The 25,971-nt window shown below is 49.4% G+C and carries 28 protein-coding genes, 1 pseudogene and 1 riboswitch; of the genes and pseudogenes, 15 read left to right on the top strand and 14 right to left on the bottom strand.

Features of this window, described 5'->3' with window-relative positions:
- Positions 1 to 45: 45 nt before the first annotated feature.
- The 5 genes from KNO66_RS11600 to nhaC all read right to left on the bottom strand — a co-directional run bounded on the left by KNO66_RS11600 (position 46) and on the right by nhaC (position 4,872).
- Positions 46 to 879, bottom strand: coding sequence for an undecaprenyl-diphosphate phosphatase (locus tag KNO66_RS11600; protein ID WP_214742626.1), 834 nt, complete (start codon positions 877 to 879; stop codon positions 46 to 48).
- A 115-nt stretch (positions 880 to 994) separates the two neighbouring features.
- Positions 995 to 2,065, bottom strand: coding sequence for an MFS transporter (locus KNO66_RS11595; protein ID WP_214742625.1), 1,071 nt, complete (start codon positions 2,063 to 2,065; stop codon positions 995 to 997).
- 166 nt (positions 2,066 to 2,231) lie between these two features.
- Positions 2,232 to 2,744 (bottom strand): type 1 glutamine amidotransferase domain-containing protein, encoded by a 513-nt coding sequence (locus tag KNO66_RS11590; RefSeq protein WP_214742624.1) that lies wholly within the window; start codon positions 2,742 to 2,744, stop codon positions 2,232 to 2,234.
- 82 nt (positions 2,745 to 2,826) lie between these two features.
- Complete coding sequence (locus KNO66_RS11585) at positions 2,827 to 3,411, bottom strand: DNA-3-methyladenine glycosylase (protein WP_214742623.1); 585 nt, start codon at positions 3,409 to 3,411, stop codon at positions 2,827 to 2,829.
- An 84-nt stretch (positions 3,412 to 3,495) separates the two neighbouring features.
- Complete coding sequence (gene nhaC, locus KNO66_RS11580; RefSeq protein WP_214742622.1) at positions 3,496 to 4,872, bottom strand: Na+/H+ antiporter NhaC; 1,377 nt, start codon at positions 4,870 to 4,872, stop codon at positions 3,496 to 3,498.
- A gap of 217 nt (positions 4,873 to 5,089) precedes the next feature.
- Here nhaC and queC point away from each other — a divergent pair, with 217 nt between their 5' ends.
- The 4 genes from queC to queF are packed head-to-tail and all read left to right on the top strand — an operon-like array spanning position 5,090 to position 7,381.
- On the top strand, positions 5,090 to 5,734 hold the full coding sequence (gene queC / locus KNO66_RS11575) for a 7-cyano-7-deazaguanine synthase QueC (protein WP_015880476.1): 645 nt from the start codon (positions 5,090 to 5,092) through the stop codon (positions 5,732 to 5,734).
- On the top strand, positions 5,731 to 6,189 hold the full coding sequence (gene queD, locus KNO66_RS11570) for a 6-carboxytetrahydropterin synthase QueD (RefSeq protein WP_015880475.1): 459 nt from the start codon (positions 5,731 to 5,733) through the stop codon (positions 6,187 to 6,189). The genes queC and queD overlap by 4 nt, the downstream gene beginning before the upstream one ends.
- A complete protein-coding gene (gene queE, locus KNO66_RS11565) occupies positions 6,171 to 6,881 on the top strand; it encodes a 7-carboxy-7-deazaguanine synthase QueE (RefSeq protein ID WP_214742621.1) in 711 nt (236 codons plus the stop codon). The genes queD and queE overlap by 19 nt, the downstream gene beginning before the upstream one ends.
- An 11-nt stretch (positions 6,882 to 6,892) precedes the next feature.
- Entirely contained in the window at positions 6,893 to 7,381 is a 489-nt protein-coding gene (queF, locus tag KNO66_RS11560) for a preQ(1) synthase (protein WP_015880473.1), read from the top strand.
- 30 nt (positions 7,382 to 7,411) lie between these two features.
- On the opposite strand, the gene KNO66_RS11555 is transcribed toward queF, so the two are convergent.
- Complete coding sequence (locus tag KNO66_RS11555; protein ID WP_214742620.1) at positions 7,412 to 8,068, bottom strand: TVP38/TMEM64 family protein; 657 nt, start codon at positions 8,066 to 8,068, stop codon at positions 7,412 to 7,414.
- A gap of 111 nt (positions 8,069 to 8,179) precedes the next feature.
- Here KNO66_RS11555 and KNO66_RS11550 point away from each other — a divergent pair, with 111 nt between their 5' ends.
- Entirely contained in the window at positions 8,180 to 8,677 is a 498-nt protein-coding gene (locus KNO66_RS11550) for a hypothetical protein (protein WP_214742619.1), read from the top strand.
- Positions 8,678 to 8,701: 24 nt separating this feature from the next.
- Here the strand turns inward: KNO66_RS11550 and KNO66_RS11545 are convergent, their stop codons facing one another.
- The 3 genes from KNO66_RS11545 to KNO66_RS11535 all read right to left on the bottom strand — a co-directional run bounded on the left by KNO66_RS11545 (position 8,702) and on the right by KNO66_RS11535 (position 10,560).
- On the bottom strand, positions 8,702 to 9,190 hold the full coding sequence (locus tag KNO66_RS11545; protein ID WP_214742618.1) for a hypothetical protein: 489 nt from the start codon (positions 9,188 to 9,190) through the stop codon (positions 8,702 to 8,704).
- An 88-nt stretch (positions 9,191 to 9,278) separates the two neighbouring features.
- Complete coding sequence (locus tag KNO66_RS11540) at positions 9,279 to 9,737, bottom strand: GNAT family N-acetyltransferase (RefSeq protein WP_251127448.1); 459 nt, start codon at positions 9,735 to 9,737, stop codon at positions 9,279 to 9,281.
- Between the two features lie 58 nt (positions 9,738 to 9,795).
- Complete coding sequence (locus KNO66_RS11535; protein WP_214742616.1) at positions 9,796 to 10,560, bottom strand: TrmH family RNA methyltransferase; 765 nt, start codon at positions 10,558 to 10,560, stop codon at positions 9,796 to 9,798.
- Positions 10,561 to 10,780: 220 nt separating this feature from the next.
- On the opposite strand from KNO66_RS11535, the gene KNO66_RS11530 reads away from it, so the two are divergent.
- From KNO66_RS11530 to KNO66_RS11520, 3 genes are all read left to right on the top strand, one after another.
- On the top strand, positions 10,781 to 12,409 hold the full coding sequence (locus KNO66_RS11530; protein WP_214742615.1) for a PTS transporter subunit IIBC: 1,629 nt from the start codon (positions 10,781 to 10,783) through the stop codon (positions 12,407 to 12,409).
- Positions 12,410 to 12,462: 53 nt separating this feature from the next.
- Positions 12,463 to 13,254 carry an endonuclease/exonuclease/phosphatase family protein gene (locus tag KNO66_RS11525; RefSeq protein WP_214742614.1) on the top strand — a complete coding sequence of 264 codons (792 nt, stop codon included), beginning with the start codon at positions 12,463 to 12,465 and terminating at the stop codon, positions 13,252 to 13,254.
- Between the two features lie 117 nt (positions 13,255 to 13,371).
- Positions 13,372 to 14,550, top strand: a complete 1,179-nt coding sequence (locus tag KNO66_RS11520) for an MFS transporter (RefSeq protein ID WP_214742613.1) — start codon at positions 13,372 to 13,374, stop codon at positions 14,548 to 14,550.
- A gap of 35 nt (positions 14,551 to 14,585) precedes the next feature.
- On the opposite strand, the gene KNO66_RS11515 is transcribed toward KNO66_RS11520, so the two are convergent.
- The gene (locus KNO66_RS11515; protein ID WP_214742612.1) at positions 14,586 to 15,290 is read right to left on the bottom strand and encodes an alpha/beta hydrolase; all 705 of its coding nucleotides are present in this window, start codon (positions 15,288 to 15,290) and stop codon (positions 14,586 to 14,588) included.
- A gap of 73 nt (positions 15,291 to 15,363) precedes the next feature.
- On the opposite strand from KNO66_RS11515, the gene KNO66_RS11510 reads away from it, so the two are divergent.
- Positions 15,364 to 16,629: a purine/pyrimidine permease gene (locus tag KNO66_RS11510; RefSeq protein WP_214742611.1), complete on the top strand. Its 1,266-nt coding sequence runs from the start codon at positions 15,364 to 15,366 to the stop codon at positions 16,627 to 16,629.
- 19 nt (positions 16,630 to 16,648) lie between these two features.
- Here the strand turns inward: KNO66_RS11510 and KNO66_RS11505 are convergent, their stop codons facing one another.
- The 4 genes from KNO66_RS11505 to KNO66_RS11490 are packed head-to-tail and all read right to left on the bottom strand — an operon-like array spanning position 16,649 to position 19,602.
- A complete protein-coding gene (locus tag KNO66_RS11505; protein ID WP_214742610.1) occupies positions 16,649 to 17,041 on the bottom strand; it encodes an RDD family protein in 393 nt (130 codons plus the stop codon).
- Positions 17,038 to 17,685 (bottom strand): NAD(P)H-binding protein, encoded by a 648-nt coding sequence (locus KNO66_RS11500; RefSeq protein ID WP_214742609.1) that lies wholly within the window; start codon positions 17,683 to 17,685, stop codon positions 17,038 to 17,040. Before KNO66_RS11500 ends, KNO66_RS11505 begins: the two co-directional genes overlap by 4 nt.
- A 34-nt stretch (positions 17,686 to 17,719) precedes the next feature.
- On the bottom strand, positions 17,720 to 19,024 hold the full coding sequence (locus tag KNO66_RS11495) for a nucleobase:cation symporter-2 family protein (protein ID WP_214742608.1): 1,305 nt from the start codon (positions 19,022 to 19,024) through the stop codon (positions 17,720 to 17,722).
- The gene (locus KNO66_RS11490) at positions 19,021 to 19,602 is read right to left on the bottom strand and encodes a xanthine phosphoribosyltransferase (protein ID WP_214742607.1); all 582 of its coding nucleotides are present in this window, start codon (positions 19,600 to 19,602) and stop codon (positions 19,021 to 19,023) included. The genes KNO66_RS11495 and KNO66_RS11490 overlap by 4 nt, the downstream gene beginning before the upstream one ends.
- 77 nt (positions 19,603 to 19,679) lie before the next feature.
- A riboswitch (purine riboswitch) is annotated at positions 19,680 to 19,781 on the bottom strand.
- A gap of 126 nt (positions 19,782 to 19,907) precedes the next feature.
- On the opposite strand from KNO66_RS11490, the gene KNO66_RS11485 reads away from it, so the two are divergent.
- The 6 genes and pseudogenes from KNO66_RS11485 to KNO66_RS15035 all read left to right on the top strand — a co-directional run bounded on the left by KNO66_RS11485 (position 19,908) and on the right by KNO66_RS15035 (position 25,962).
- A complete protein-coding gene (locus KNO66_RS11485) occupies positions 19,908 to 20,516 on the top strand; it encodes an NAD(P)-dependent oxidoreductase (RefSeq protein ID WP_214742606.1) in 609 nt (202 codons plus the stop codon).
- Positions 20,517 to 20,576: 60 nt separating this feature from the next.
- Positions 20,577 to 22,130, top strand: coding sequence for an ABC-F family ATP-binding cassette domain-containing protein (locus tag KNO66_RS11480; RefSeq protein ID WP_015880457.1), 1,554 nt, complete (start codon positions 20,577 to 20,579; stop codon positions 22,128 to 22,130).
- A gap of 20 nt (positions 22,131 to 22,150) precedes the next feature.
- Positions 22,151 to 23,278 (top strand): DUF418 domain-containing protein, encoded by a 1,128-nt coding sequence (locus KNO66_RS11475; RefSeq protein WP_214742605.1) that lies wholly within the window; start codon positions 22,151 to 22,153, stop codon positions 23,276 to 23,278.
- 102 nt (positions 23,279 to 23,380) lie between these two features.
- Positions 23,381 to 24,385 carry an ABC transporter ATP-binding protein gene (locus tag KNO66_RS11470; RefSeq protein WP_214742604.1) on the top strand — a complete coding sequence of 335 codons (1,005 nt, stop codon included), beginning with the start codon at positions 23,381 to 23,383 and terminating at the stop codon, positions 24,383 to 24,385.
- Positions 24,382 to 25,176 carry an ABC transporter permease gene (locus tag KNO66_RS11465; RefSeq protein WP_214742603.1) on the top strand — a complete coding sequence of 265 codons (795 nt, stop codon included), beginning with the start codon at positions 24,382 to 24,384 and terminating at the stop codon, positions 25,174 to 25,176. Before KNO66_RS11470 ends, KNO66_RS11465 begins: the two co-directional genes overlap by 4 nt.
- A pseudogene (locus KNO66_RS15035) lies at positions 25,173 to 25,962 on the top strand (ABC transporter permease). Before KNO66_RS11465 ends, KNO66_RS15035 begins: the two are co-directional and overlap by 4 nt.
- Positions 25,963 to 25,971: the final 9 nt, after the last annotated feature.

The following is a 25,971-nucleotide window of genomic DNA, read 5'->3' as shown; positions in this document are numbered from 1 at the left end:
ATTCTATTCATTGGTTTCAAACACGTGCTCTTAGCACGTGTTTTTTTAGAAGTAAAGAACGTAAATCACAACAGCCAATACGATTCGATAGACCGCAAATGGCATCAATTTCACTTTGTTGATCAGTTTCAAAAAGAATTTAATCGAAAGAAGTGCGAACAAAAATGCGCTGATGAAACCGACGATAAACACGGGTAACGTATCGAGCGTGAAGTACGTCCACTTGCTATAGAGTGACAACGCACTCGCTCCAAACATGATCGGTACCGCCATGATGAACGTAAAATCTGCCGCTGCACGGTGACTCATCCCGAGGAGAACCCCTCCAGAAATCGTTGAACCGGACCTTGAGAACCCTGGCCATAGCGAGAAACATTGAATCAACCCGACCCCAAGTGCTTGCTTGTACGTGATGTCATCTAGCGTGGAGGTCGTCTGACGCTTCACGCCTGATAAATCTGCGGCAATCATAAAGAATGCCCCAATGACTAACCCAATCAACACCGTCTTGACCGAGAAGAGATGTGTATCGATGTAGTCCTCAAACAGTATACCGAGGACGCCGGCAGGCAACAATCCGATCAAAATATGTACGAGATTGAATTGGCGTGCGGTCCCGCTTTGCCTTAAGGTGAGCAGCGACTTCGGATTCAACAACGCTTTGAACCGGTCTCGAAAGACGACAACGACCGCTAAAATCGATCCTAATTGAATGACGATTTTAAACGTGTTCGCTACTTCCTGCCCTAAAAACTGACTCGAATTCAACCAGAGACCGTCCACGAGAATCATATGACCGGTCGACGAGACCGGTGCAAATTCCGTCAATCCCTCGACGACACCTAACAAAAAGCCTACAAATAATTCATACCATTCCACATTGTTTCTCCTATTGATTCATCAAGATTATTCTCATCATACACTTCTCGACACAATCTTTCGTCCGTCTTAAGACGTAAAAACAGACATGGCTTATGCCCCATGTCTGTAAAGGTTAGCGGATAATCGCATGAACGAACCAAACGACAAGCCCAATGAGTATGAACGCCCAAAATAGCGACGCTGTCGTCCCTACAATAAAGACTATCCCCAACACAAGGATACCGAGATGCCACAGCATCGAGACAGATGATTCGGTCGTCGCTCGAATGGATGAAGGAACTTGGTGGTGCAAAAGTCCATAATAGAGCGGCTCCATCGCCCCATACAATAGAGCTAGGAGTCCCATCACACCGATTCCAATCGGACTCGGGAACAACCCGACGAGGAGAAATCCACCGCCCATTAACCAACCGAACCCGTTTAACCAACGCTCGGATGACGCAAATCGTATAAGCGTCCCCGCAAAAAGTTGACCAGGTAACTGAATCAAAAGCAGGACGCTTGAAATGGCACCAAACCAGTAGATCGGGATGGATACATCACGTGCGTACAATTGCCAGAATTCATCGATGAAATTGAATGCGGACACAGCGGCCAAAAATCCGATGGTGACGTTACGAAGGGTTGTGTGCGACCATACAAATTCAAAACCTTTCAATAAGTGCCGCCACGTCAAGCGCTCTTCTGCTTCACTGTGAACGGGTTCAACGAGAAATACACTACACACGGTCGCCATCAATAAACTGAGAATGGAAAGTCTGTAGTTCCACTCCAAGGGAAGGTACTGAGCCAACATACTGCCGCTCAATGCCGCCGTCACAGCGGCAACAATTCCAATCGCGTTCAGTTTACCAAGAACCCGTTCGAACGACGACGCTTCATGACTTTCTTGTAAGGACTCGTATAGCAGCGCATTCTCTGCTCCACTTCGAATGACCGACCCAATGGCCGAACAGCTGAGGGCGACAAAAAATCCGCTGAAGGTGAACGAGTATAACAAGATCCAAAACGATAACCACTCCAAGGCTACACCTACCTGGATCAGCCGACGCCGTGTCGTCCGGTCCGCCCACACGCCGGTCGGCACTTCGAACAGGACGATGATGAGCGCATAGATCATCTCCAAATAGACGACTTCTTGAATGGTGATGCCTCTTGACTCCCAAAACAATCGTTCAATCACGTATGCGGGAATTAACCCTTCAAACCAACGAATCCACCCTAACCAAATGATGTTTCGACGAACTTAACTCGGTGAACGTACTCGTTTTCTCATTTGAATCTCCTCCTTACTTGTCTATTCCCGAATACACAAAAAAAACCACGAGACGAATCTCGTGGTCGACGTGTTATTTTAATAAGTTGAGCATCTCTCGATTGAATGCCGGGATATCATCCGGCTGACGGCTCGTCACGAGCTGGTTTTGACAGACGACGACTTCTTTGTCCGCATATTTCGCACCGGCATACTCCATGTCGACTTTAATCGATTTGTAGCCGGTCGCGTCACGACCTTCTAACGTCTTCGCCGTAATTAACAGCTGAGGTCCGTGACAAATCGCAAAGACAGGTTTTTTTGCGTCCATAAAGGATTTGGCGAACGAGACGAAGCGCTCGTCTTCACGCAATAAGTCAGGAGAGAATCCGCCCGGTAAGAGAAGGGCATCAAAATCTTCCGGCGATACATCGTCAATCGATTGATCGATGTTCACTTTCGCCTCTCCTTGCTTCCCTTCTACCGTGTTGCCCGCTTTCTTCTCGATTGTCACGACGTCATGTCCCGCATCCACCAATGCGTCACGGGGACCCGTGAATTCTACATCTTCAAACATATCTGTAATGAGCGTTGCTACTTTTGCCATGTTCTAAACACTCCCTCTGTTTGTTTTATGCACATAGGGACTGTTCCACTGGCATGAATCCGTTAAACATCTCAAGTGGCGTTCAACGGAACTTCGAGACGTATGGATTGTCGCGTTCAAAGAAGCGATACGGGTAGTCACGCGCCTCTCCCGTGTTCGGGATCCCGATGCGCGGCCCCGCCTCGATCACTACTTCTGTCTCACCCTCCACGATGTAGAGTGGGTCTTGTTGAAAGGAATGACCATATAGATCCATGGTGATACCGAGTGCTTTCGTCAACTTTCCTGGTCCATTCGTTTGGTCATATCGCTTCACCCCGGGACGGTTCGTTGCAATCCATTCATGTCCTTGAATCGGTTCGACGGCTCGAATCAACACGGCTTCCGGAGTACCGACCGGACCGCTGACCACGTTCAGAAGCGTATGCGTATGCATTTGGTATGTGTACACATGCCCGGGTTGTCCGAACATGACTTCCGTCCGCTTCGTTCGACGCCCTCCGAAGCTATGCGCTGCTCGGTCGATGGCACCGAGGTAAGCTTCTGTCTCGACAATCTTTGCGATGATGTCACCTTCTGGATGTCGCCTTACTAAATATTGACCGAGTAAGGCACGCGCCAAATCAAGTGTCGGTTGTTCATAAAATGCTAAATCGAGTCGCTTCATGGATACACCTCCGTTTGTTACATTTTCTCAAAACTCATATGCTACACACAAAAAAGATGCCCTACGTTGCAGGACACCTTGATATTATGATGCGATTTTGAGCGATTCACGTTGCTTCCCCAATCGGACGTATCCCAAAATGATGGAGAAGATTGGGCTGAGCCAAAGGAAGAAGGCGAACGGTGCGTACTCCAATACAGGTACGCCGAGTGTCGCTGCGAAGAACGCTCCCGAGACACCCCAAGGAATGAGTGGGTTGATCACGGTCCCACCATCCTCAAGCGCACGTGACAAGTAGCGTGGGTCGATCCCTCGATCGATAAACCCTTGTTTAAATGCCTGACCTGGCAAGAGAATCGACAAGTACTGTTCTCCTGCGAGCAAGTTGACACCGATTGAGCTGAGAACAACTGATAAAACAGAACTTCCTGGTGACTTCAAACGCTCGAGCAACGATTCAACGATGGCTTGGAAGACACCGAGTTCACGTAACAAGCCACCGAACGCGAGGGCGATCAAGACGAGACTGACCGACCAAAGCATCGATTCAAGACCACCACGATCGAGTACCGTCGCAATCGTCTCATTCTCGACACCTGACTTGAAGCCCGACTGCATGACACCGAGCCAGTTCGAGATGCTCCAGTTGCCTTGAACGAATCCAGCCGTCAATACACCCGCGAACATCCCAACGAGCATCGTCGGTAAGACCGGCATCCGACGGAACGCAAGCACTGCGACGAGCACAGGGGCAATCAACGTGAGCCATGAGAGGTCGAACCGTCCGCTGAGCGCGGCTTGCGCCTCTGCGATTTGAGTCGTGTCGGCAGTTTGACCGCTACGTCCGAGGAACATGAATAAAATCAACGTGATGATGAACGCCGGAATCGTCGTCCCCATCATGAAGCGAATGTGGTCGAACAGTTTGACACCCGCCACTGCCGGCGCAAAGTTCGTCGTATCCGACAACGGGCTCATCTTGTCTCCGAAGAGGGCACCCGATACGATCGCACCTGCGGCGAGCGCCGGCGAGATGCCTAGTGCCGTCCCGATTCCAAATAAGGCGACACCGACCGTTCCGACGGTTGTAAACGCACTTCCTGTGAAGGTCGAGACGATCATCGTGATTAATAAGACACTCGGTAAGAACCATTCCGCAGAGATTGTATTTAGACCGATGGAGAGGATCGTCGCGACCGTCCCGGACATTTGCCATACTCCGATGAGCATCCCGATCAACAACAAAATCAATACCGGCATGATTGCTTCACGAATCCCGTTGATCATCGCCGTTTCAATCTGTTTGAAGTCGCGTGAACGATAATACGCGTATCCACCTACCATTACCATTGTGCCAAAAATCGCCATATGTGGCGTCGCTTTGGCCAAAAACATCAGTGCGAGCAAGGTGATCCCGCTCATCAACACGACGAATACAGCTTCTTTTCCTTTCATCTGCATCGACGTCCCCTCCTTTCGTTATATCATGATTATTTATTATTTCGCCTAACCGCTTAAACGCTTTTATGCACAAAAGCGTGTCAGTGATGTTTTTTACTATACTCGCTTCCTTTCTCCCTGTCAAACGTCTTTTTATGATAAATTATATGCTTGAGGGTGACCTCCGGAGTTCGTAACCTCCTCCGACATCAAAACTAGCGAAAAGGAAGTGTGCTTCATGCAACACGAAAAAGCTTTGGTCGTCTTTAGTGGTGGCCAAGATTCAACCACTTGCCTGTTTTGGGCAAAACAACAATTCTCTCATGTGGAGGCGGTGACATTCGCGTATGGTCAACGCCATGATGCGGAAATCGAGGTCGCAAAAGAAATTGCGGCAGAACTCGATGTCCCACACCACATCCTCGACTTGTCTTTACTTGGACAACTCACATCAAACGCGCTCACGAGACACGATCTCGACATTGACAATGCGGATGTTCCAAACACGTTCGTCGATGGGCGCAACCATCTATTCTTATCATTTGCGGCCGTCATGGCCAAACAACTCGGTATGCATCACATCGTGACCGGTGTGTGTGAAACGGACTTTTCAGGTTACCCGGATTGCCGAGACCAATTCATCAAATCACTCAACGTGACACTCAATTTAGCGATGGATTATCCATTCGTCATCGACACACCGCTCATGTGGCTCGATAAAAAAGAGACGTGGGCACTCGCCGACGAGCTCGGTGCCTTTGACTACGTCAAAGAACGCACGCTCACTTGCTACAACGGTGTCATCGGTTCAGGTTGTGGCGAATGTCCGGCGTGCAAGCTTCGCCAAAACGGACTCACAGCCTATGAGGAGGTGCGCGTATGAAACATGCTCCATTCCTCGCCCCGACCAGTGTCGAATCGAAACAAGAAGGGTCGCTCATCTACTGCCCGCATCGCGTTCAAATCGTCAAAGAAGTGACGTTCGACGCGGCGCACCATCTCTTTGATTATGACGGCAAATGTCGTGCCCTTCATGGTCATACGTATAAGCTCCAAATGGGTGTCAGCGGCTTTCTCGACAATCGTGGAATGACGCTCGACTTTGGTGATTTGAAAAAGATCTTCAAAGAAGAGCTTGAGCCGTATCTCGACCATCGCTATTTGAACGAGTCACTCCCTTATATGAATACAACTGCAGAAAACATGTGTTATTGGATTTTTGAACAGTTGGCGACACACCTGCCAAATGAACGCGACGTGCGCGTCGAATTCGTCCGTTTGTATGAAACGCCGACGTCGTATGCTGAGTTCCGCCGTGAATGGTTGGTGGAATCGTGAAAATTCCTGTTCTTGAAGTGTTCGGACCGACCTTCCAAGGAGAAGGACGTGCCATTGGACAGAAGACGATGTTCGTCCGGACCGCCGGTTGCGATTATCGCTGTTCGTGGTGCGATTCTGCCTTCACGTGGGACGGCTCAGAAAAGCCGGACATGCTGACAGCCGACGAAATCATCGCTCGCCTTGACGCACTCGGTATGTACGATTACGTCACCATCTCTGGTGGCAACCCGCTCCTCATCGCGGCCATGGAAGACCTTGTCGTGAAGTTGAAAGAGCGTGGCGTCACACTCGCCGTCGAGACGCAAGGTAGCCGCTATCAAGACTGGCTCACACAGATCGATGACGTGACCCTCAGTCCGAAGCCCCCGTCGTCTGGTATGAAGACGAACTGGCAGCAACTTGACGACATCGTCGAACGCTTACGCCCGGAGCAGACGACATTCAAGGTCGCTGTCTTTGATGAAGTGGACCTCGCTTACGCGAAAGAAGTACAACAGCGCTACTCACCGGACGTCATGTATTTGTCGGCTGGTAACCCCGAGCCAGGTGCTGACGGAGACATCACCGATGCCCAGCTCCGTCGCTTGAAACAACTATGGGAAGACGTCGCACGCGACCCGTCATGGCAAAGCGTTCGCGTCCTACCGCAACTACACACATTATTGTACGCCAACGAACGTGGCGTGTAAGGAGAATGAACATGAGACCAGAAGACTTACAAGACCTCTCGCTCCTCGGACAGAAGAGCGTCCCTTATATTTTTGAGTACACACCTGATGTACTCGAGGCGTTCCCGAACCGTCATCCGGAGAACGACTACTTCGTCAAATTCAACGCACCCGAATTTACATCGTTGTGCCCAATCACGAACCAACCTGACTTCGCGACGATTTACATCTCATATATCCCGGATGAGAAACTCGTCGAGTCGAAATCGTTGAAGTTGTACTTGTTCAGTTTCCGTAACCACGGTGACTTCCATGAGAATTGCATCAACGTCATCGGGAAGGACCTTGTCAAATTGATGGAGCCACGCTATCTCGAAGTGTGGGGCAAATTCACACCACGTGGCGGCATCTCAATCGATCCGTATTACAACTACGGAAAGCCGGGCACGAAATATGAAAAAATGGCAGAACATCGTCTGTTCAACCACGACCTCTATCCAGAGACGGTCGACAACCGTTAATCAAAAAGTAGGCGCTCCATCAGGAGTCGCCTACTTTTTTTGATAGCGATGAATCTGTCGTTTGATCGGTTCACGGAACACGGTCGCAATGAGCGTCAACACGAGCATGATTCCGAATGCCAAGGCAATCAGGGTCCAATCCCCGCTCGCAATACTGCTCCCGAGAAAATTATTCGCAAACGCCCCGGGAATCATACCGACGACGGTTGCCAACAGATACGCGAGTACGTTTACTTTGGCCAACCCGGAAGCATAACTGACCAAATCGAAGTTGACGAGCGGAATCAAACGTAAAATGAGAACATAGAAAAACCCGTCCTCTTCGATTTTGTGCTGGATGGTTTCATAATTCGTTGATTCGAAGTGATGCAAGAAACGGTCACCGAAATAGATGGCCACGTAATATGCGACGAGGGCACTCAATGTCGCTCCGATCACGGTATAGATGACCCCCGGTAAGATCCCAAACGCCAACCCACCAGCGACCGATAAGACGGACGTCGGAAACAGGATGAGCGGACGAACGGTAAATAAGAGGATATAAATCAAAGGTGCTAGCCAACCGAATTGAATGATATAGTCGCGAATATCGCCCGGACTTACATCAAGCCACTGATAGAGAAATGTCGCCGTCCCGAACAGGAGTAGGACGAGTGCAATCACCCACTGCGCTTTCCATTTCTTCATCGTCCTTCCTCCTTTCTAATTTATTTTATTCCCGCAATATGAGATGTCACCCATCTTTTTTCGTTATTCCCGATGTGGTACGGTTAGAGAAAGCAGAAGGAGGAAATCGATATGAACCTTGCAGATGCCCTAACATTGAAACAGTTGCTCCATGAGCAAATCGATACATTGACCGAAGAGATTGAGCATGTGGCATTCATCTCGCTTCAAGCGAATGAATCTATTCCGACCATTCAGTCCCGCTCCCTTCAAGACATCGAGATGGAACTCGAGCACATCCGTTTAGACTTGCGTCAACTCGACCGTCTGATTCAAGAGGCGAATGTCCGAGCCGTTGTTGAAACACACGACGGTCCGCTCCCGCTCGTCGAAGCGATCGAACTCGCCATTCAGTTACGTGTCCAAGCACGACTTTATGAAAAATTATCGCTTCGTCCGAAGAAAGAATACGTGCACGGGGTCGCCGTGATCAAACACGCCTTATATGACCCAGAACTATATCGCTTAAAAGCACGTGACATAAAAAAACGGGCTCTTCGAATCGAAAGTGCCATCCAGGCCGTCCGCTATCAGACCGATATTGAATTTGACGCTTCACGTTATATGTAAAAAGCGAAGGGATTCCTTCGCTTTTTACATATGGTCATGGTGATTATGATGGATATCATGGTGACTCGATGAGGAACGTCTACGTGGAGGTGCCTCATCCGCAAATTTTTCTCCGTCTAAAATCCCGAGACGCTTGTATTGTCGATCGAGCCGCTCTTTCGTCTCCTCGCGAACGGATCTCGACTCCATCACCAATTGATAGCATCCGAGTGCGACACGGAACGGTTCCATCCGTGTCCGTTCAATCGAGAAGGAATCGACGCCCCGTAAGTAGTCTGCCAATCGCTCAGCCGTGTCATCGTTCGGGTCATCGGCGAGCTGCGAGGCGAATTGTTGTAAGTCTTTCAACGTGCTCGATGTTTTGGAATGATGAAAAATCATTTTTACGAACATAAAAATAATCAGACCAAACACAACCATGAAAATGATTGGAAACATACTAAACAATCCACTAAAAAATGAATCCCCCATCGAATTATCGAACGGATCTCCGCCAAATCCAAACACTGTCATTTCAAATTCCCCCTTTTTCTTTATGTACGTTCATTCATGCGAATCGGTTTCATCAAAAAAACCGCGATCACACGACCGCGGCAACCATTCATCTGTTCAATTGTTTTTCCATCATGATGCGCGGCTCGCCATCTTCTGTGTAAGCGCCCATGATGTCATATCCGCAAAGGAGATTCAAAATGATGACCCCTTTGTTCGTATTACGTGCTTTCGTCCGAATCGAATGGAACCCTTGCGCTTCGACCCATTCGAGTTGCGTGTCCATCAGCTTGCGACCGATACCATGCTTTTGGAAGTCCGGATGGACGCCGCCCGCCCAGCTATAAAACCGATACGGCTCCGCCTCATAACCGATTTTAAAGCCGACCAGTTGCTCTTCAGAGAATGCTAAGAGCACTAGTGGATTGGCGTGTCGATACAGACGCTCTTTAAAGCGCAACTGATCGAGGTCGCCATATAACGTGCGATACAGTCGGAAAAAGTCCTCTTCAAAATCCTTAAAGTTATTCGTCACATCTTTTACGATAAATGAACTCGTCGTACTCATCGTGCCATCCCCTTTCAGTTTCTGGACAAAGATTCCGTACGTCTGTTCATTTCGCCGTTCATTCTGAATTTCCTGTCTCCCGTTCAAAAGCCGTGACACCTTTTTGTTTATATAGTCCAAGCGTACGTTTCGGTAAACTCTTGACCATCCAATCTTTAAAGATGCGTGCCTGATCCTCGACAGGCAGTTCATAGCCATCCGTCACGATATGTCGCGACCGTGTCGTGACATCGTACAAAGAAATCGCCGCTGCCACCGAGATGTTCAAACTCTGCACATACCCTTGCATCGGAATAACAAAGTTCCCGTCCGCCTTATGGAGTGCTGTTTCCGAGACACCACTATGTTCATTCCCGAATAGAAGAACAGTCGGCTTCGACACATCCACTTCTTCGAGCGGAATCGCTTCCTCACTCAATGCCGTCGCATATACTTGGTAACCACTTTCTTTTAAGGAATCAATCGCTTCTTCAATCGAACCATGCTCGACGACGTCCACCCAGCGGTCGGCACTTTTGGCGATAATCGAGTTCGGTTTGAACTTCGCACGCCCTTCGACGACGTGTAACGTCTGCACCCCGAACGCATCGGCCGAACGCAATACGGCAGATTGATTGTGCGGATCGTCGACACCCTCCGTCAAAATCGTGATATGGTTCGTTCGTGTATTCAATACTTCAAACATCCGTTTGATGCGATCTGGCATGAGCATTTCATACAGAGGAAGATCGTCCTCGTGCAATACACCCTTCTGCAATAACTCTTCTTTTAATTCAATCTGCTCGTCTTTCGTCAAAGCAGATGTCGTCTGTCTCCAACCCATCTTTCTCGCTCCCTTCAACCTATCATATTGTAGCTAGATTCGATTCGACTGACAAGTTCGCCTCACATTTACCATTCCCGCTTCAAAAATGAAAACAAATGAAAATAGCGAAAACGGTTGCATGAATTTATGCAATCGATTACAATCATTTATGCAAGCGATTGCACTATTGGCAAACAAAAAATAGATAAAACTCCCTCACAGGAAGGAAGCGTATAGCATGAAAAAAATGATCTCATTCGATTTTTGGCAAAAACTCGGTAAGGCCTTGATGGTCGTCATCGCCGTTATGCCAGCCGCCGGTTTGATGATTTCCATCGGAAAATTGATTGGAATGTCAGCCGGAGACGTCGGTATTCTATTAACAACAGCTCGTATCATTGAAGATTTAGGTTGGGGGATCATCGTCAACTTACATATCCTCTTCGCAGTCGCGATTGGTGGTTCGTGGGCTAAAGATCGTGCAGGTGGTGCGTTCGCCGCACTCCTCGCTTTCATCTTGATCAACCGTGTCACAGGTGCCATCTTCGGTGTCAACGGCGCTATGCTTCAGGATCCAGAAGCGACAATCGAGTCACTCTTTGGTGCAAATCTTGTCGTCTCAGACTACTTCACATCTGTACTTGGTTCACCTGCCCTCAACATAGGTGTGTTCGTCGGAATCATCGCCGGTTTCCTCGGTGGTGCGCTATACAACCGTTTCTACAACTTCAATAAATTGCCGAACGCCCTCTCGTTCTTTAACGGGAAGCGCTTCGTACCATTCGTCGTCATCCTTGGTTCGGTCGTTGCTGCCATCGTTCTATCAATTGTATGGCCAACAATCCAAGGGGCACTCAACAGTTTTGGTGAGTGGATTGCCACATCACGTAACACGGCTCCAGTCCTTGCTCCATTTGTTTACGGTGCACTCGAACGTCTTCTCTTGCCGTTCGGTTTACACCACATGCTCACAGTACCAATGAACTACACAGAACTTGGCGGAACGTATACGATTTTAACAGGTGCGACAGCTGGTTCGGTCGTTGCCGGTCAAGACCCGCTCTGGTTGGCATGGGTAACAGACCTCGTCAACTTGCGTGCTGCTGGTGACACAGCTGCATACAACGCTCTACTTGCTGATGTCGTACCAGCTCGCTTCAAAGTCGGTCAAGTCATCTTGTCATTCGCTGCATTAATCGGTGCTGCGTACGCAATGTACCGTAACGTCGATGCTGAGAAGAAAGAACAATACAAACCGATGTTCTTGTCAGCCGCACTCGCCGTCTTCTTGACGGGTGTCACAGAACCGATCGAGTTCATGTTCATGTTCGTTGCGCCAGTCCTTTACGTCGTCTACGCACTCATGGCTGGTGCTGCCTTCGCATTGGCAGATATCATCGATTTGCGTATTCATGCTTTCGGTGCAATCGAACTCTTGACGCGCATCCCGATGATCATCAAAGCGGGACTTCTTCAAGACTTGATCAACTTCGTGCTCGTCTCTGTCGCGTTCTTCTTCCTCAACTTCGGAGTATTCAACTTCTTCATCAAGAAGATGAACTTGCCGACACCAGGACGTAACGGAAACTACATGGAAGAAACGACAGAAAAATCATCTGTGACAGGTAATGAACAAGTCATGGGGATTATCACACTTCTCGGTGGGGAAGAAAATATTGAAGATGTCGATGCATGTATGACTCGTCTTCGTGTGACCGTCAAAGACGTTACACTCGTCTCTGACGAACAAGAATGGAAGAAAAATGGCGCCATGGGTCTCATTGTGAAAGACCGTGGAGTCCAAGCCATCTATGGCCCGAAAGCCGACGTATTGAAATCAGACATTCAAGACGTCATCGGTGCATAATCTACTGGCCAACTCGCTCGAGAGTTGGCCTTTTTTTCTAAAGGAGGACTACCGTGAATATTTTAACGCTCAATTGTCATGCCTGGTTAGAAGACCGTCAACAAGAAAAGATCGATGCCATCGTCGAACGTATTGCGAGTGAAGAATACGATCTCATCGCACTTCAAGAAGTCAACCAACATAAGGAGGCGCCACTCATCTACGGAAACATCCGTGAAAACAACTTCGCACACGTCCTCGTTGAACGTCTGAACGAGTTAGACCTTCACTATCACATGACTTGGGATTTTGCCCATTACGGCTATGATATTTACGAAGAGGGCGTTGCCATCTTGTCGCGCACACCGTTCCTATCGACCGAATCATTCTTTGTATCCAAGACGACGGACCCAGACAATTACAAGTCCCGTAAAATCGTTAAAGCCGTGATTGAAGGTCATGAAGCTCCGACGACGGTCTACTCGTGTCACCTCGGTTGGTGGCATGACGAAGAAGAGCCCGTGAAACATCAACTGGATGAACTATTGTATCGCGTGGAGCACGACGACCACGCGCTTCTACTCGGTGACTTCAATAACGACGCCTTCATCCGAGGTGAAGGATACGATTATTTGATGGAGAACGGACTTCAAGACTTATTCCATCTCGCCACAGAACGCGAAGGCGACGCGACCGTACAAGGAAAAATTGCCGGATGGGATGAAAACAAAAAATCGCTCCGCATCGACTTGATGTTGACGAATGCACCCATTCACGTCTCCCGGCATGCTGTCGTCTTCGATGGGGAGAACGGACCTGTCGTCTCCGACCACGCCGGTGTCGAAGCCACTGTCTTTTGGCGCTGATTCGCCTTTTTCTTCCGACTTGGGAGAAAAGGGTTTTTCTTTTGGGGAAAATCTTGTAACGTGATAGAAGACTGATGTCTAACTACTAATGAATGAAACAGAAAGAAGTGTTTGAACATGAAGACAAGCTCGCTCAGTCGAAGCGACTGGACTTTAGTTTTATCTCTATCCTTATTAACCTTCGTTCTCGGAACGAGTGAATTTGTCATCGTCGGGATATTACCCGACATCGCAAGTGGTCTATCTATTTCCATTGCAACAGCAGGAAGTCTCGTATCGGCATTCGCGATCAGTTTCGCCGTCGGCACACCCATCACGATGTCCTTGACGAGTCATCTTCCAAAGCGTAAATTGATGCTCGGCCTAACCATCCTCTTCACGGTCCTGAACTTGTTGAGCAGTCTTGCTCCCATGTATGAGTGGTTACTCGTCTTGCGTATGCTGACGGCCGTCGTCACAGGCGTCTTGATTTCGCTTGCCATGCTCGTCGCCAGCGAGAGCGTCCCTCCAACAAAACGGGGTGTGGCCGTGTCCTTTATTTTCGGTGGATTCACAATGGCAAACGTGTTCGGGGTTCCGATTGGGACGTTTATCGGACAACAGGCAGGCTGGGAGTCAACGTTTTGGTTGACGACTCTGCTCGGTGCAGTCGCCTGGATTGCCATTTATCGTGTCTTGCCAAATCAATTGTCTCAAGAAAAAGCATCACTCCGTGAACAAATGGCACTCCTGACGAACCCTCGCATCTTGATCGCCTTCTTGATTCCGGCATTCGGTTTTGGGGCGACATATGTCGTGTATACGTATCTCGTGCCGATTTTAAAAGATGTCCTCGGTGTACCGGTCGCTTGGGTCAGTCCGATTTTATTCGCATACGGCTTCATCTCGATTTTCAGTAATATCGCTGCCGGAAAGATTGCCAGTCACAATCCAATCGGACGCTTACGGTTCGTCTTTCTCGTCCAGGCGTTCGTCTTGGCCGCTTTATTCGTGACGACGTCGAATGTGACGCTCGGTCTCCTCAATATCGCCCTTATGTCGTTCATGGCGATTTTATTGACGACATCGACACAGATTTATTTGATTGATTTGGCGGAGAAGTTCAATCCGAACGCCAAAGGTCTCGCCTCATCACTTATGCCCGTGGCGAGTAACGTCGGGATTGGGCTTGGTTCCGCTCTCGGTGGTGTCGTCTATGCGACGAGCCCCATCATGACGCTCGCACTCGTCGGTGGTCTGGTCGCACTCGTTACGGCCGGATTGACCGCAGTCAGCTATTCGCTCGATCAACGCTAAAACGTGCGCACCTCGATGAAGGTGCGCACGTTTTTTCATAACCATTCGAGAATTGCTGATAATACTTCGTCGAGTTGTTCTTTCGATGTGAGCGGACTTTCCTGATCGCCTTTTTGAGGACCATACATTCCGAAATTCGCATGATTCCCGTCTTTAATTTGTACGAATTGACTATCGTCAGGAAGATCACTTCGACTCGCCTCGATGTCTTCTGGGACAGCCAATCCATCTAGCTCACCCGAGATAGATAGCACGCGTAAGTCACTATCGACCATCGAGCTGATCGGATATGATGCAAGGAAAATGACACCTTCCACTAACTCTTGATGCTCAAGCGCGTAACCAGATGCCGCTGAACCTCCGAGTGAATGACCGGCTACGATCCAACGTTCAATCTCCGGATGTGCTTCGATGATGGGATCGGCTGCGTCGATATCTAAAATGCCTAAATTGAGACGAAGCGATGGAATGGCAACGAAGTATCCTTCCTCGGCCAAACGTGTTCCATAATACGCATACGCCTCTTTCTCTACTTTCGCCCCAGGGTATAGAATGACACCGACTTCACTCGCCGTGTCTCCAAACTCGAGACGGTTGTCGACCACTTTCCCCTCTTCCGCATACTGGGTCGCTTCATCGGTCGGTCCATACGTAAACTGTGTCCAAATCAAAAAGCCAGCTACCGCGACAAGGAGCAATCCTACGATTGTGAGTGCGGTCCACTTGAAGAATTTCTTCATTATATAGCCTCCATTTGCATCCACTTCACCATAACGTTACACTAATAAGAAAAAGTATGATCAGGGGGACACCATGACCAAAAGTAATGTAACCACGACGATTCAGTGGTTTATTTTTATTTTAGCTACAAATATTGTACCACCACTCTCCATCGCCGCCTTGTTTGAACTTTCGCCAGATGAGACGATGACCTTCATATCCCGCTCACTCTTCATCTTCGCACTCTTCAGCATCATCCAGACAATGCTCGGCCATCGCCTCCCTATTCTCGAAGGACCTGCCGGCATTTGGTGGGGCGTCTTCACCTTATACGCATCCATCGGTCCCGCCTTATATGGAAGTCAACAAGAGACGCTACAGGCACTCGGATTCATGCTATTTTTGAGCGGTGTGATCGGTGTGTTGCTGACTGTCACCGGTATCTTAAGACGCATGCTCTCCCTCTTTACACCACAAGTGCTTGGCGTCTATATGATTTTACTCGTCCTCCAATTATCAGGAGCCGTCATTAAAGGTGGCTTCGGGGTGACGGAAAACGGAATCAATGTCGTCCAAGCTGTCGCGACGGCAGGGCTCGTTTTGTTCGCGCTCACGCTCGAACAAAGTCGCTTCAAACAATACGGACTCGTCATGACACTATTCGTCGGGTTCGGCTTGTTCCATTTACTCGACCTTGGAAATCCAATCGTTCGTTCAGAATCCTTCTTCCTCGTACCGGAACTGCTTCCGTTCGGGAATTGGATGTGGGATTGGAACTTGTTGCCGACGGCTTTCGTCATCACCTTGCTTCTCATGACAAACGTCCTTGCGAACATCAAGTTGATTGAGCGCATCGTCAGTTCTCGCGAAAAACGAGAAATCAAAGGGAACGTTCCCGCATCGGGTGTCGCCAGTGGCGTCAGTCAAGTCGTGGCCGGTCTGTTCGGTACACCGGGTCCTGTCGCCATCTCCGGGACAGCTGGTTTCCTTTCTTCGACGGAGAGCGTCCAGCGTGCTCCGCATTTGATTGCCCACGCCCTCATGATGGGGTTAGCACTCATCGGTCCATTCGTCTCGTTGATTGCGAGTATCCCGGCTGCTGTCGGTTATGCGATTGTGACTCCGCTTATCGCGACGATGATCATCATCGGAATCAATGAGGCCGCCTTCGAATTAAAACAATCGACGGCCTCACTTACGGTCGGTCTCCCACTCGTCATCGGTGCCGGGGCGATGCTTCTGCCACCCGGTTCCATGAATGACTTGCCACCGCTCCTTGCGACCGTCTTTTCGAATGGACTCGTCCTCGGAACAATCGTCGCCTTAACGACTGCCATCTTAAGTAAAATCAAGGATTGAAAAAAGAACTGGCCTATGGTCAGTTCTTTTCACGTACATGCATATGGTAACGGGCATCGTGCGGTAACACGGCGCCGTCTTCTTGTTCGAAATGTGCACGGTCTTTCCAATAACGAACGACTGACGAAGTATCACGGTGTAGGGCGCGCTGTAGTGCTTGTTTCGCCGTGACAGGCGTTTCGTCATCGTTTTTCAATTCAAGCCCCATCAGTTTATAGCCGATGGTTTGTCCGCCTCGACTCATTTGGCAGGCTTCCATGGCGTACGTCAGCAGTGTCGGTGTGATGACCGCATGCACGAACTCGCTCTTTACTTTCTTGCGTACGAGTTGTTCCACGCCAACGCTGACAAGACCTGCAATGACACTATCAATCAAGACGGCTTTCGTTCGTTTTTTCGTCAATGGAGTCATCGGCTCATCCTCTGCATCATCCCTGACGTCAGCACTTCGACCCCTTCGCCTTCTTCAGATGCCATGATCAAGGCACGGGCGACATGCAGTGCTTGAATCGGTGCGACTTCCGGTGCCTTTTCCATTAACCATGGTTGGAACGGTCGACTGAGAACTTCAGCCGCTTTCTCTCCGAGTCGGAATGAATCACGTTCCCCAAGCAATAAAGACGGACGTGCGATAATCAAATGGTGGAAGTTGAAGATCCGTAACGCATTCTCAAGCTCCCCTTTTACCCGATTGTAAAAGAAGGATGAACGTAACGATGCACCTTGCGCCGATACGACCGCATAGCGTGTTGCACCATGTGCCTTAGCGATCCGGGCAACTTCAAGTGGCAACTCCAGGTCGACTTGTTTGAACGCTTCTTGCGATCCAGCGACCGCAATTGTCGTACCGAGTGCGCAATACGTGTCATCGATATGCGGAAGGGATGCATCCATTTCCTCGAACCCGACGACTTCATGTAGCTTCGGATGGCTCCAACGCTTCGAGCGACGGACGACAATCCAGACGGCATCATAACGATCACTTTCTAACAACTGTTCAACCAATTCGCGGCCAATCAATCCGGTCGCGCCTACGACAAGTGCAGTTTTCCCCATTCAAGACTCCTCCTCGACTACTATTTCCTTCAGTCTAGCCGACTTGTCGTTCCTCGGCAATGATTGTCCCGGGACGGAAACGGTCCATCATACGGAAGAATCCGTTCAATAATAGTGCTGTGAAGGAGCCTGCCACGATGGCACTATCTGTGAACAATTGAAGCCATTCCGGCATATTGGCGACGATGGCCGGATTTGCTGTAATACCGAGTCCGACACCTATCGAAAGTGCAATGGTGATCAAGTTCTCGTTTTTCGAAAAATCGACTTGGCTCAGAATCCGAATCCCAGAAGCGGCGACCGTTCCGAACATGACGAGCATCGCCCCACCTAAAACAGGCTTTGGAATCAAGGTTGTGAATGTGGCCACTTTCGGGAGGAACCCGAGCAAGATGAGTAACCCACCTGTCCAGAAGATGACACGGCGCGATTTCACACCTGACAATTGAACGAGTCCGACATTTTGACTGAACGTCGTGTATGGGAAGCTGTTGAAAATTCCTCCGAGAATCGTTGCGACGCCTTCCGCACGATACCCTTTCGTCAATTCTTTTGCACCGATCGGCTTTTTCGTGATGTCACTGAGCGCCAAGAACACGCCGGTCGATTCAATCATCGAGATAATGGCAACGAGCGTCATGACGAGGATGGCAGACACATCGAATGTCGGCACCCCAAAGTAGAACGGTTGAACCATTTGGAACCAACTCGCTTCACGGACAGGACTAAAATCGACGAGACCGAGCGAAGCAGCGACCCCTGTTCCGATGAGGACGGCAAAGAGGATGGCAGCGGCACGTGTGAAGACGGTCCCGACTCGGTTCAAGAAGAGAATGAGTAAAATCGTCAAACCACCTAATCCGAGATTCTGCATAGATGCGAATCCAGGCTCACCCGGCATCCCGCCACCGATGTCATTGATGGCAACCGGGATTAGTGAGAGACCGATAATCGTCACGACCGAACCGAGCACGACCGGCGGAAAAAAGCGTGCAAGTTTCCCGACAAAACCGGAAATGAGGATGACAATGAGCCCGCTCGCAATCAACGCACCATAAATAGCGGTGATCCCGTTCGCGCTTCCGATGGCAATCATCGGCCCGACCGCCGTGAACGTACATCCGAGGACGACCGGCAATCCGACACCCGTGAAGCGTGTCGTCCATACTTGTAGTAACGTCGCTACCCCACACATGAATAAATCAATTGCGACGAGATAGGCGAGTTCGGTCGGTCCAAGCCCGATGGCACCACCGACGATGAGCGGGACGATTGCCGCTCCCGTGTACATCGCGAGGAGATGCTGGAACCCTAGACTGGCTGTCTTGAACGTATTCATCGAACGACCTCCACGAACGAGATATGGTCTTTCTCTAATTTCGCGATACGTGCCAACGATTCGACGCGATAGCCACGCTCCATCAATTTATCGCGCCCTGGTTGGAACGACTTCTCGATGACGATGCCAACCCCTGCGACCTCTGCACCTGCGGCTTCGACGAGTTGTGTCAATCCGAGTGCCGCTTCCCCGTTCGCGAGGAAGTCATCGATGACGAGAACACGTTCGCCTGGTAAGACGAAACGCCGGCTCAAGCTGATGCGGTTCGTCTCCTGCTTGGTGAACGAATACACGTCTGCTTCCACGAGATCATCTTGGAGCGTCAGCGATTTCCGCTTACGCGCGAATACGAACGGGATGCCCATCTCAAGCGCCGTCATCATCGCCGGTGCGATTCCGCTCGATTCAAGTGTGACGATGCGGTCTATTTGAGCGTCTTTGAAACGCTTCGTGAATTCTTTACCGATTGCTTGCATGAGTACGGGATCGACTTGATGATTCAAAAAAGCGTCGACTTTCAACACTTGGTCGGATAAGGCCCGACCCTCTTCACGGATTTTGTCTTCTAACTGCTTCATTGTTGTTCCCTCCAATAAAAAATGCGATTCGTCACCCCTCATCGGGAGGCAACGAACCGCATGGAAATCAACGACAGCATACGACAAGCGCCACCCGTAGTCGAACCATTTACGGTAGTTCGGTAGAGACTTGCGGACCATATTTCCGCTGATATACGAGTGCGAATCTATTTTTCTAAGATAGACCTTATTGTAGACGAGCTGAAGAGAAATGCAATAGGTTGGAATCAAACGGTGAAATGTTCGATTTTTCTGAAACTGCTGTATACTGTAGATACTGGATATGAGAGAGGAGCCCTGCCCTTATGAAGTTATTCGTATTAGGCGCAACCGGTCGGACCGGACATCAATTCATCGATCAAGCCATCGAGCACGGTCATGACGTCACCGCGTTCGTTCGTGAACAGAAAAAGTTGATTCGAACCCCACAACTTGAAATCATCGAAGGCGACTTATATGACATCGATGCATTGACGGAAGCAATGCATGGTCACGATGCGGTTGTCAGCTGTCTCGGTACGGATTTAAGCGACCCGGACTTTTTAGCGAGTGTCACAGACAAACTCGTCCCGGCGATGAAAGCGAACAACATCTCACGTATCATCTATCTCGCTTCAGCGGGAATCGACAATGAAATTCCGGGACTTGCGGGGAAAGCCATTACGTTCATGCTGCGGAAACCGCTCCGCGATCATCGGGCAGCCGTGGACTTATGGCGAAATTCGTCATTCGACTATACCATCGTACGACCGATGCAATTGACGGATGGTCCTCGCACCTCGACTTATCGCATGGCCATCGATGAAGTGCCAGAGAACGGGAAACACATCTCACGGGCAGACGTCGCTCAGTTCATGCTTCATGCGATTGAAGAACAAGAACACGTACGGGAGTCGGTCGGACTGGCGTACTAATTTAATCGGATTCATGCTACAATATCGGGTAGTTTACTTTGAAAGGAACGAAAACGAATTATGAGTATATTAACGGTACAAAACTTGAGCCACGGCTTTGGTGACCGCGCTATTTTGAACGATGTCTCTTTCCGCCTTTTAAAAGGAGAGCACATCGGTCTCGTCGGAGCGAACGGTGAAGGAAAATCGACGTTCATGAACATCATCACACGCAAACTGCAACCGGATGAAGGAAAAATCGAATGGGCGAAAAACGTCCGTGTCGGTTACCTCGATCAACATGCGGTGCTTGAGCGCGGGATGACGATTCGGGACGTCTTGAAAGGTGCTTTCCAATACTTGATCGACATGGAGACGCGCATCGGCGAACTCTACATGGAGATGGGTGACGCGACACCGGAACAGATGGAAGACATGCTCGCTGAGGTCGGTGAACTTCAAGAGACGCTCGACTCGAACGACTTTTATATCATCGATGCGAAAGTAGAAGAAGTCGCACGTGGTCTCGGTATTTTAGACGTTGGTCTCGATCGTGACGTCACGGACTTATCAGGTGGACAGCGTACGAAAGTATTGCTCGCGAAGTTGCTTTTAGAGAAGCCAGATATCTTGCTCCTCGATGAGCCGACCAACTACTTGGATGAAGTGCACATCGAGTGGTTGAAGCGCTACCTCCAAAACTACGACAATGCCTTCATCTTGATCTCACACGATATCCCGTTCTTAAATAGCGTCATCAACTTGGTCTACCATATGGAAAACCAAGAGTTGAACCGCTACGTCGGCGACTATGACAAGTTCATGGAAGTGTACGAGATGAAGCGTTCGCAACTTGAAGCCGCCTACAAGCGTCAACAAGCTGAAATCGCGGATTTGAAAGATTTCGTTGCCCGAAACAAGGCGCGTGTGTCGACACGAAACATGGCGATGTCACGTCAGAAGAAACTCGATAAGATGGATGTCATCGAATTGAGCGCGGAACGTCCGAAACCAGAATTTCGCTTCTTGCAGGCACGTACGTCGGGACGCCTCATCTTTGATGCGAAAGGTCTTGTCATCGGATACGACGAGCCGCTCTCACGTCCGCTCGACCTCCAGATGGAGCGCGGTCAGAAGATTGCCCTCGTCGGAGCGAACGGAATCGGGAAGACGACGCTCTTGAAGAGTCTGCTCGGCTTGATCAACCCGCTTGAAGGAACCGTCGAACGCGGTGAGTTCCTTGAGATGGGTTACTTCGAACAGGAAGCAGCATCGAGCAACAACACATGTATCGAAGAGATTTGGAGCGAGTTCCCGTCACTCAACCAACAACAGGTACGCGCGATGCTCGCGAAATGCGGTCTCATGACGAAGCACATTGAAAGTAAAATCTCTGTCCTCAGTGGTGGGGAAAAGGCGAAAGTACGCCTGTGTAAACTCTTAAACAACGAAACGAACTTGCTCTTACTCGATGAGCCGACGAACCACTTGGACGTCGACGCGAAGGAAGAGTTGAAGCGTGCGTTGAAAGAGTACAAGGGAAGCGTCCTCCTCATCAGTCACGAACCAGAATTCTATGAGGATATCGTCACAGACGTCTGGAACTGTGAATCATGGACGACGAAAGTATTCTAACTCAGTAAAGGACGTGTCGTATGGCTGGCCCAATTCAAACGAATGAACGGATTATTTTGTATGATATTATCCGAGGGTTTGCCCTCTGCGGCATTTTCCTCGTCAATATCCCAAGCATGCTCGGGAGCGACTGGCTATTCGGTCGTCCCGACTATTATGGGAGCGACCTGTTCGTCCGCACACTCTTCGATTTGTTCGTGCAGACGAAGTTTTATACGATTTTCTCCCTCTTATTCGGAATCGGCTTTTCGATTTTCCTCGAGCGTTCTTACGCTCGTGGCGAATCGGTCAGTCGTTACATACGCCGCATTGCAATTCTTTTCTTATTCGGACTCGCACACTTGGCGATTTGGTCAGGCGATATCCTCCATACGTACGCGATGTGGGGCATATTGCTTCCCCTTTTCTATAAGTTGAGCAACCGTGCCATTCTGACGTGGGCATGGGGACTGTTGATTGGAAGTATCCTGCTCTTATATGGAACTTCCGCATTGAATGAATGGAGCGTGGGCGGAACCTATTACAGCGGTATTCCGTTCCCTGATGTATTCAATCAAGGGTTTGGTGCCTGGTTCGATTATCGATATTCTGTTGAGATCTTTAACGCCTTCTCCAACTCTTTCGTTGTCGGCTTCGAGATTCTCAGTTTATTCTTATTCGGACTGTACATCGGACGCGAACGAAAACTCCTGACGTGGCGTCTAGAAGGCTTAATGCGAACGGCCATCATCTGCGCCGTCCTCGCCCTCCCTTTCTTCGGCGTGATCATTTGGCATCACTACGGTGAAGGGTATCCATACTTTTGGCTGAACTTGTTCGCCGTCTTGATTTCCGGGAAGTTACTCGCCACGACTTACGTCTGTCTGTTCACGGTAGCCGTTCGTAAAGGTCGTACGTTCGTGCCGCTTCAAGCGCTCGGTCGGATGGCACTCACGAATTATTTGACGCATACACTGATCGTCTTCATACCGGTGATCGCACTCGGGGCATACGGGGCGCTTTCTTTAACCGAAGGCTTATTCCTCAGCATCGGAATTTTGATTGTCCAGGCGTTCTTCTCGATGTGGTGGCTGAAGAGTCACCGCTATGGACCGTTTGAGAAACTATGGCGTCTCGGAACGTACGGGCGACAAACAAAATCATCGTAAGATCGGACTTCATCGTCCGGTCTTTTTTTGTACAGGTAGGAAATCCCAGATTCACATGCTATTCTGATGAAGGAAAACGCTTGCATGAATGAGGAGGAACGTATGTCACAGTCAGCTATCGAGGTCCACGATCTCGTGAAACACTATCAAATTTTAGAACGTGATGCCGGCTTAAAAGGCGCCATCAAGGCTTTGTTTTCAAGAAAGTATCGCATTAAAGAAGCCGTGAAAGGAATCGACTTGTCCATCGCTCCAGGCGAACGCGTCGGATACATCGGCTTCAACGGTGCTGGAAAATCGACAACGATCAAAATGCTCGCCGGCGTCCTTCGTCCGGATGCTGGATCCGTCCGTGTCTTCGGCATCGATCCACACGAGGACCGGATTCAAAACGCTCGCCAAATCGGAGCAGTCTTCGGTCAGCGAACACAGTTGTTTTGGGATATTCCGGTTCGGGAGTCGTTTGACTTGCTTCGGGAAATCTATGAAGTGCCGCGTTCAGAGTTCGATGAGACCGTTGCTTGGTTCATCGAGCAACTCCAGCTAGAACTTCTGCTCGACGTACCTGTCCGCCAGCTATCACTCGGACAAAAAATGCGCTGTGAGCTCGCTGCCGCTTTCTTACATCGCCCCCGTGTGGTGTATTTAGATGAGCCGACAATCGGTCTCGATATCGATATCAAAGAGACGATTCGGGCGTTCATTCGGGAAATCAGTGATGCCTGGGGGACAACAGTCATTTTGACGACACACGATATGCAGGATATTGAAGAAGTGTGTGATCGGGTCATCGTCCTAGACGAGGGACGCATCATTTATGACGACCGCATCGAGACACTCAAACAGACGTTCAACAATGAACGGACGCTTGAAATCACACTCGACGAAGGGACAACATTCACCATCCCGCCGTCGGTGACAGGAGTCGTCACGGAACTTGCGTCCGAGACAGATACCATTCAACTGGCATTCAACCATCATGAAATTTCAAGCGGACAATTGATTCGTGAAATCGTGAACTGCAATCAAGTGAAAGACTTATCCGTTGTCGTACCGAAAATGGAGACGTTGATTCGAAACCTGTATCAGCCTGAGGTGAGCGCATGAGGCTTCAAAAATATGTAGCGCTCGCTGCCTCACAAATTAAAGTCGATATGGCTTATACGGCCTGGTACTGGGCAAGTATGTTCTCGGTGACGATGCGCCTGTTCATCTTATATTTCTTTTGGCAGGCCGTCTATGAGAATAAAACCGACGTGTCAGGCATCTCGCTCTCGATGATGTTGACGTATGCCGTACTTGCAACGATGCTCGATCAATTCCGAGGAGGCGCCGGACGTGAACTCGCGCATCTCATCAAACATGGCGGGGTCGCCGTCGAACTACTTCGCCCCTATCATTTACTGGATAAATTACTCGCTCAAGACATCGGGACAAAAACATCGACCTTTTTCCGTTCGACGCTACCGCTTCTTGTCATCGCCATGCTATTTATCGGGGTTGACCCTCCGACTTCCCTCGAGAGTGTGTTCGCCTTCTCAATTAGCGTCATACTCGCGATTTTACTTGCGACACTGATTGATTTACTCGTCGGCGTGTTGTCCTTTTATACGGTGAACGTGTGGGGACTTTCCGTATTACAGGAGGCGGTCATTACCATCATGTCTGGGGCAATCATTCCGCTCACCCTATTCCCGGAGTGGTTCCAGACAATTAGTTTGTATTTACCGTTCGCCTCACTCGTCTATGTGCCTGTCGCCATCTATACAGGTGGGATCGATGCATCTTCAATATGGTCGTCGATTTTGATTCAACTCGCATGGGTCGTTGCCTTCTTTCTATTTGTAAGACTCTTATTCGCGTATGCGGTTCGGAAAGTGACGGTGTTTGGCGGATGAAACGATATACGAAACTGTATTGGCTCTATGCCAAAAATCATTTTAAAGTGATGATGGAATATCGGATGGATTTCTTGATTGGGGTCTTGTCGGTCTTCGGTCAACAATTTGCCGCACTCTTCTTTTTATCGATTGTCTTTCAACACATCGAATCGCTGAACGGTTGGGGATTTTACGAGATTTTGTTCATCTATGGCATCGCGTTTTTAGGTCGAGCCGTCCATCATATCTTTTTTGATAACCTTTGGACGATCGGCTGGCAATACATCCGTACAGGGAACTTGGACCGTATTCTCATGCGTCCCGAATCCGCTGTTCCAAATCGTCGCCGAACGGGTTCAACAAGACGGGTTCGGTCAACTCTTGATTGGGGGGAGCGTACTATGGCTCGCCTCGAATGAGCTCGGAATGACATGGAGTGTGATGGACGTGATCGTTCTTCTCATCATGGTTCTCGCGAGCGGAATGATTTATATCGCGGTCAACTTATTCTTTGCGACGTTCTCGTTTTGGATGATTGATAGTCTACCGGTTGTGTTCGCTGTATTCAGTTTGAGTGATTTTGCACGCTATCCGATGACCATCTATTCGAAAGTCATCATGTTCGTATTGACGTATATCATCCCATTTGGCTTTACAGCATTTTATCCGGCGATGTATTTCTTTGAAGGACGTGGGTTCACCATGTTTGCACTAGCGACCCCGCTTGTCGCAACCCTCTCACTCGTCATCGCCTATCGGTTTTGGTTATATGGACTGCGCGCTTTTGCAAGTACAGGATCGTAATGAAGAAAG

Source organism: Exiguobacterium sp. s48, from assembly GCF_018617395.1.
In the GTDB taxonomy this organism is placed as follows: domain Bacteria; phylum Bacillota; class Bacilli; order Exiguobacteriales; family Exiguobacteriaceae; genus Exiguobacterium.
The sequence above is the reverse complement of the archived record's forward strand: the minus strand, read 5'-3'. Positions and strand labels throughout refer to the sequence as shown.